The organism is Gloeothece verrucosa PCC 7822, assembly GCF_000147335.1.
Taxonomy (GTDB): Bacteria; Cyanobacteriota; Cyanobacteriia; order Cyanobacteriales; family Microcystaceae; genus Gloeothece; species Gloeothece verrucosa.
In genome coordinates, this window is sequence record NC_014533.1 from 406,976 (window position 1) to 412,535 (window position 5,560).

Annotated in this window: 2 protein-coding genes; both read right to left on the bottom strand. The window is 41.4% G+C overall.

Translation table 11 applies throughout. The features are described from left to right. Positions 1-25: 25 nt before the first annotated feature. Positions 26-3,661 (bottom strand): AMP-binding protein, encoded by a 3,636-nt coding sequence (locus CYAN7822_RS37000; protein ID WP_013334493.1) that lies wholly within the window; start codon positions 3,659-3,661, stop codon positions 26-28. A gap of 7 nt (positions 3,662-3,668) precedes the next feature. Continuing rightward, positions 3,669-4,949: a cytochrome P450 gene (locus CYAN7822_RS28795; protein ID WP_013334494.1), complete on the bottom strand. Its 1,281-nt coding sequence runs from the start codon at positions 4,947-4,949 to the stop codon at positions 3,669-3,671. Positions 4,950-5,560: the final 611 nt, after the last annotated feature.

The following is a 5,560-nucleotide window of genomic DNA, read 5'->3' on the forward strand; positions in this document are numbered from 1 at the left end:
ATTTCAGCGTTGTTTTATGTTAGACTTACTGTTTGTTTTGCAGTAATTTTTCTAACAGGTTTCGTTTTTCTTCTGAAGACATTTCCGGTAGTTTAGTTTCAGAGCCATTTTTAACAAGAAGCTTTTGAATTAATGCTCGCTTTTGTTCCAAGGATAAATCTTCTAATTTTGGCGTGGCTTCGGCTGGTGTTTCAGAGACAAGTTTTTCTAAGTTGACATTTCCGGGTAGATGAGAAAAGTCCGGAAAACCGCTATTAGAAATATCTCTTCGGAGTAAAGGATCTAACTTATCTTCGATGCCTGGGGGTCTTTGTTCAAGGTCCCCAATGCTTTCAGCATAATGATCAATTAAATCCTGTGTTTGTTGAGTATTTAACATCAAAGATTCTATAGCAAATCCTTTAAGCGCCTGACTTAAAGTGCTTTCAAATTGATAAGATGCCCATTCTACCGCTAAATTTAAGGATTCTGAAGGAAAACGTCTCGCACTGCTTTGAGCCGCCGCTAAAACCACGCCCAAAATACTCACTTTCCCAATCAAGTTATAAGCCCAAGATAAAGCACTAGAACGATTAGAGAAACGTCCATTAGCCGACAAACAACGAGCTTGTATTTGTTGAGCGGCTTCTTTTAATCGCTCAGACATGGCGGCATTTCCAAGGCGATTAATTAAAAACTGGTGTAATTCTTCTGAATGAAAGACTCGGCGGCCCACCGTAATCGTCATGATCTCGTTAGCGCCTTCTCCAATCCGAAGCATACGACAATCGCGCATAATTTGCGGCGCAATGTTATTTTCCATATAACCCCGTCCGCCTAACGTTTCTACGAGATCATCAGAAGCTTGCCATAAATAATCAGTGGAGAGAATTTTAAGCATCATGCCAATTTCTTTGGGCGGGTAATCCTCTTCATCTAATACAGTGACTAACTGATTGAGCAAGTTTTGGATCAGGGTGATCTTGATGGTTAATTCGCTTAAAACGGCTAAGATCGTCGGATTATCCAATAAGCGTCCTGTAGAAACCTGACGACGGTTAGCATAGCGCAGCATCAGTTGAGCGCAGCGTTTCATCCCCCCCCCTACACTCAAAGAAGCCATACACAGATGAGCCAAAAGCATTGCTTCTTCAGCTACATCCATCCCTTTGTTGACTTCACCGAGTAACTGAGTCGGGCTGACCAAAACATCATCAAAGTAAATGATATTTTGCATAATGCCTCGTACTCCCATTGTCAGGGATTCAGGTCCGACCTGTAACCCAGGTGTTCTTTGACGCACCACAAAGGCCGAGGGATGACCCACTTTTCCGTTTTCGTCTAGGGTTTTGGCGAACACATGAATTATTCCCGCCCAGCCGCTCGCATTCCATCTTTTCGCCCCGCGCAAACGCCATCCCCCTTTAGCATCCGGAATCGCAATAGTTCCGATGTTGGGAAGATTGGAACCGGCTGTCGGTTCGGTGAGGGCAAAAGCCGCTAGTTCACGTCCTTGCGCTAATATCGGTAGCAGTTCTTCTTGAATAGTCGGAGTCGCATAACCCACCAGAGGACGAACGCCATTTGTATTATGTATAAACAATAGTGATGCAATACTCAAGTCAATGGCGGCTAATTGTTCAAATACTCTGAGTAAGTCACGATTTTTGAGCGCAAGGCCACCGTACTTTTCGGGAACTTGTAATCCCATCAATCCCTGATTGCCGAAATCTAGGACAATATAAGGTGGCAGACAACGACGTTCATCGATCAGACGAGAGTCAATACGTTCTTCTGAGTAGTCGCGTAACCAGGCAATCAGATCATCGGCTCGCTTTTTACTGACATCATCCGGTGCCGTGACTAAAGGAGTTTTCGGCTGGATAGAGGAAACTTTGCCGGCTGGGGGTTTAGTGGGGCTTTGAGCCGCTTTTGGGGCAGAACCATCAGCGATCCAACTGGCAATAACTTCTAAGCTTCCCTCTTGGAAGAGTTTCCAACAGATACTGCGCTGAATTTTGCCACTCGCGGTTTTTGGTAAACTGCCTCGAGATAAAAGCAACACCGCATAAACAGCTACTTCATGTTCAGTGGTGATGACTTTGCGAATAACGTTAAAAATTTCTTCGATATCTTCAGGTTTATAGCCGCGTTCGAGTTCTTGCGCTACGACTAATTTTTCCTCGCCATCGACTTGAATGGAAAAGGCCGCGCTGCTATTGGGACGTAAATATGGGTGACTCTTCTCGACATTCCATTCAATATCTTGGGGATAGTGATTGGTTCCGGCAATGATAATTAAATCTTTGATACGGCTGGTAATATACAGTTGCCCATCTTTAATAAAACCTAAATCGCCTGTTCTCAGGAAAGGCCCTTCTTGAGTATCGGCTACATAAGCCAAGAAGGTTTCTTGGGTGGCATCCGGACGTTGCCAATAACCTTTAGCCACGCCTGAAGAAGCTACCCATATTTCTCCGACTTCGTCAGCATTGCATTGCTTGAGGGTGTCAGGATTCACTATTAGAACTTTTGTATCTGCCAGCAGGGGACCACAACTGGTTATGGCCCGTGCTTGGGTTTTATCAGAAGCTTCAACAATTTTGTTACTGGTGAGGGCTTCGGGTTCGAAGTAGCTGATAGTTGGTTTGAGTGAAGGAGAGCAACAAGACACCATTAGGGTTGCTTCTGCCAGTCCATAAGCAGGACAGGAGGCATTCCACGTCAGGCCATTGGGGGCATAGGTTTGATAAAATTTCTCTAAAACTTTGGGGTTAATTGGCTCTGCACCATTCCCCGCCGAACGCCAACTTTTAAGATTTAAGCTGGCCCGATCTTCGGGTTTTATGCGTCTGACACATTGATCATAGGCAAAATTCGGTGCTTGAGTATGGGTTCCTTGATAATCAGAAATCGCTTTGAGCCAATTTAAGGGGCGCTTCATGAAGGCAAACGGCGACATGATATAACCGGGTGTGCCATTGTATAAAGGCTCTAAAATCCCTTCTACTAGCCCGTAATCATGAAAATAAGGCAACCAAGTGACGCTAACGCTATTTTCGTCGTATTCACAAACTTGCTGGATATAATGACAATGAGAAACGACGTTGCCATGAGTTAGCATTACCCCTTTCGGTGTTGAAGTCGAACCCGACGTATATTGAAGGTAGGCTAAATCATCTACCTGAGTGGGGTATTCTTCCCACGACTCCGCTAGTTGAGGGTCAATACTATTAATATCTATGTATTTAATGCCTTGAAGCTCGGCAACCTCTTGGCGATATTCCTCTAGTTGGGAAATAATATTCGCATTTCCTAGCACTAAACTCACTTGAGCATCTTTGGCAATAGCTTGTAGTCTTGGCAGGGTGCGTTTTAGTCTACTGGCTTCTGGAAAAGGCGCGGGAATAGCAACGATCCCTGCATAGAGACAACCGAAAAAGGCTTTGATAATTTCTAATCCTGCTGGATAGAGTAGCAGTGCCCTATCTCCTTTTGTATCAAGGGACTGCAAGTGTGCAGCAATGGCTCGTGCTTGTTGGTCTAACTCTGCATAAGTCAGCCGCTCGGCTTCTCGATTATTATCAATTAAAAAAGTATAGGCATGATGATCCGGCTCATTAATTGCTCTCCAACGTAAGAGGTCAACTAAAGTAGCATTTTTAAAACTAATTTTTTCCATAAATAACTCACTTAATAACGATCATTTGGAAGGTTTCAGAAGGCGCAACTAAAGTCCCATAACGAACCATAGATAAGGGTTCTTGATCCATCAGGGATAAATCATGAGAAGACAATATAGTAGCAAGCACTATTTTGATTTCTAAGGGGGCTAAAGCCGCACCGAGACATAAGCGGTTCCCCCCTCCAAAGGGAAAATATTCATAAGCACTATATTGATTTTGCAAAAATCGTTCAGGCTTAAAGGAACGGGGTTCAGGATACAGTTCTTCTCGTCGATGCACTAAATATGCACAGGGTGCTACTGTTGTTCCTTCTGGGAAATGATACCCCATCACTTCTATGGGTGTGGTTAAGCGTCGTCCTGAAACCGTAGGCAATATAGGATGAAGTCGTAAAGTTTCTTGACATACGGCTGTCAGATAGGGCAGTTGGTTAATGGCCAGTGGATCTAATTTGCCCTCTAATGTTTTGAGTTCTTCGCTTAAGGTGGCTTTTACCTTGGGTAACTTATGAATCCAATATAAAGCCCAGGTCAGAGACATGGCTATCGGATCTACTGCCGTGATCATTAAGGTTAGAAGTTGATCTTGTAGTTCCTCTTCGCTTAAAAAATTCCCTTCTTCATCTTGAGCCAGTTGTAACCAATTTAATAGATCAACACTCTCAAATTTAGCTTCTTTTCTAAACTCAATTTCTTCCCTAATTAATTGTCGGATTTGAGGTTGTAAGCGGCTATAATTAAACCAAGGTTTCCAGCTTTTTGTTTCTGTAAAAACTTTAGTTTCAAACCAATATCTAATTTTTTCAATGGGCAATGTTCGTTCACTAAAAAAAATTCTTAACGTTACCTCAAGTGCTAAACGGTGCATTAATGAACGAATTTTAAGAACTTTTCCTCTTGTCCAATCTTTTACACTCTCTTGAGCAATTTCTTGAATGTAGTCAGCATACTTTTGCACTCTTTCTCGGTGGAAAGGCGGCATCATAATACGACGTAAGCGTTTATGAGCCTCTCCGTCTTGTAAGAAAAGAGCATTTTTTCCCATCAAGGGAGCATAACTAACATTAAATTGATGACATTCAAATAAATGACCATGTAATTTAAAAATTGTCTCTACGGCTTGGGGATTACCTAAAAAAATCGTTGCTCCCAATGCCCCTAATTCAAGGGTAAATATATCCCCGTAATCCTGAAAACAATGATCCAAAAATTCTAATGGTTGATCAATCCATTTTTGCGCTTGCTGTGCAGGCGATAACGGGGGACTACAGGGTAAGTTAGTCATATATACTACAGAATTATCAAGTTAAAATTATTGAGCCTATTGGCTATTACCAAATTGTTACCAATTTTAGCTTATATGAGTTTTTTGTTTTTATTTATTTTGAGCCACTTGTCAAATTAGGCTAGATAAATTAGCTTCATTTCACAAAAAATAAATAAAATCTTTTAAACTTTCAATTATCAAAAACTCAGGCTATAAGATTTTAGTTGAAAGCTTCTCCATAAGAAAACCGGTATAAAATTAAGCATTTACTTATTTAAAGCTACCGTAAAGAATCAATAATACTTTTGTCAAATCTTTAAATTAGCTATTATAGTTCAAAAAGTCGTCCTCCTTTAGAGTTTTCTCTAACTTAGCCCTAGCTGTATAAGAATATTGTTACTTTTTAGATTCTAATGTATTTAAGAAGCATTGACAAGAGTAAAATCTCTCTTAAGACATAACTTGTTTGATAAACCCACAGCAAAAGGCAAATAGCCTCATGCTCAAAGGTTGTTATACTTTCATAACACAGTGCCCGTTAAATGGCAAGAGACAACAGCCTAATTAACTGTGTCAGTCGACTCGGGGGCAATTTTCTCGGGTTTTTTGTCTCTTGTCTATCTAATTAT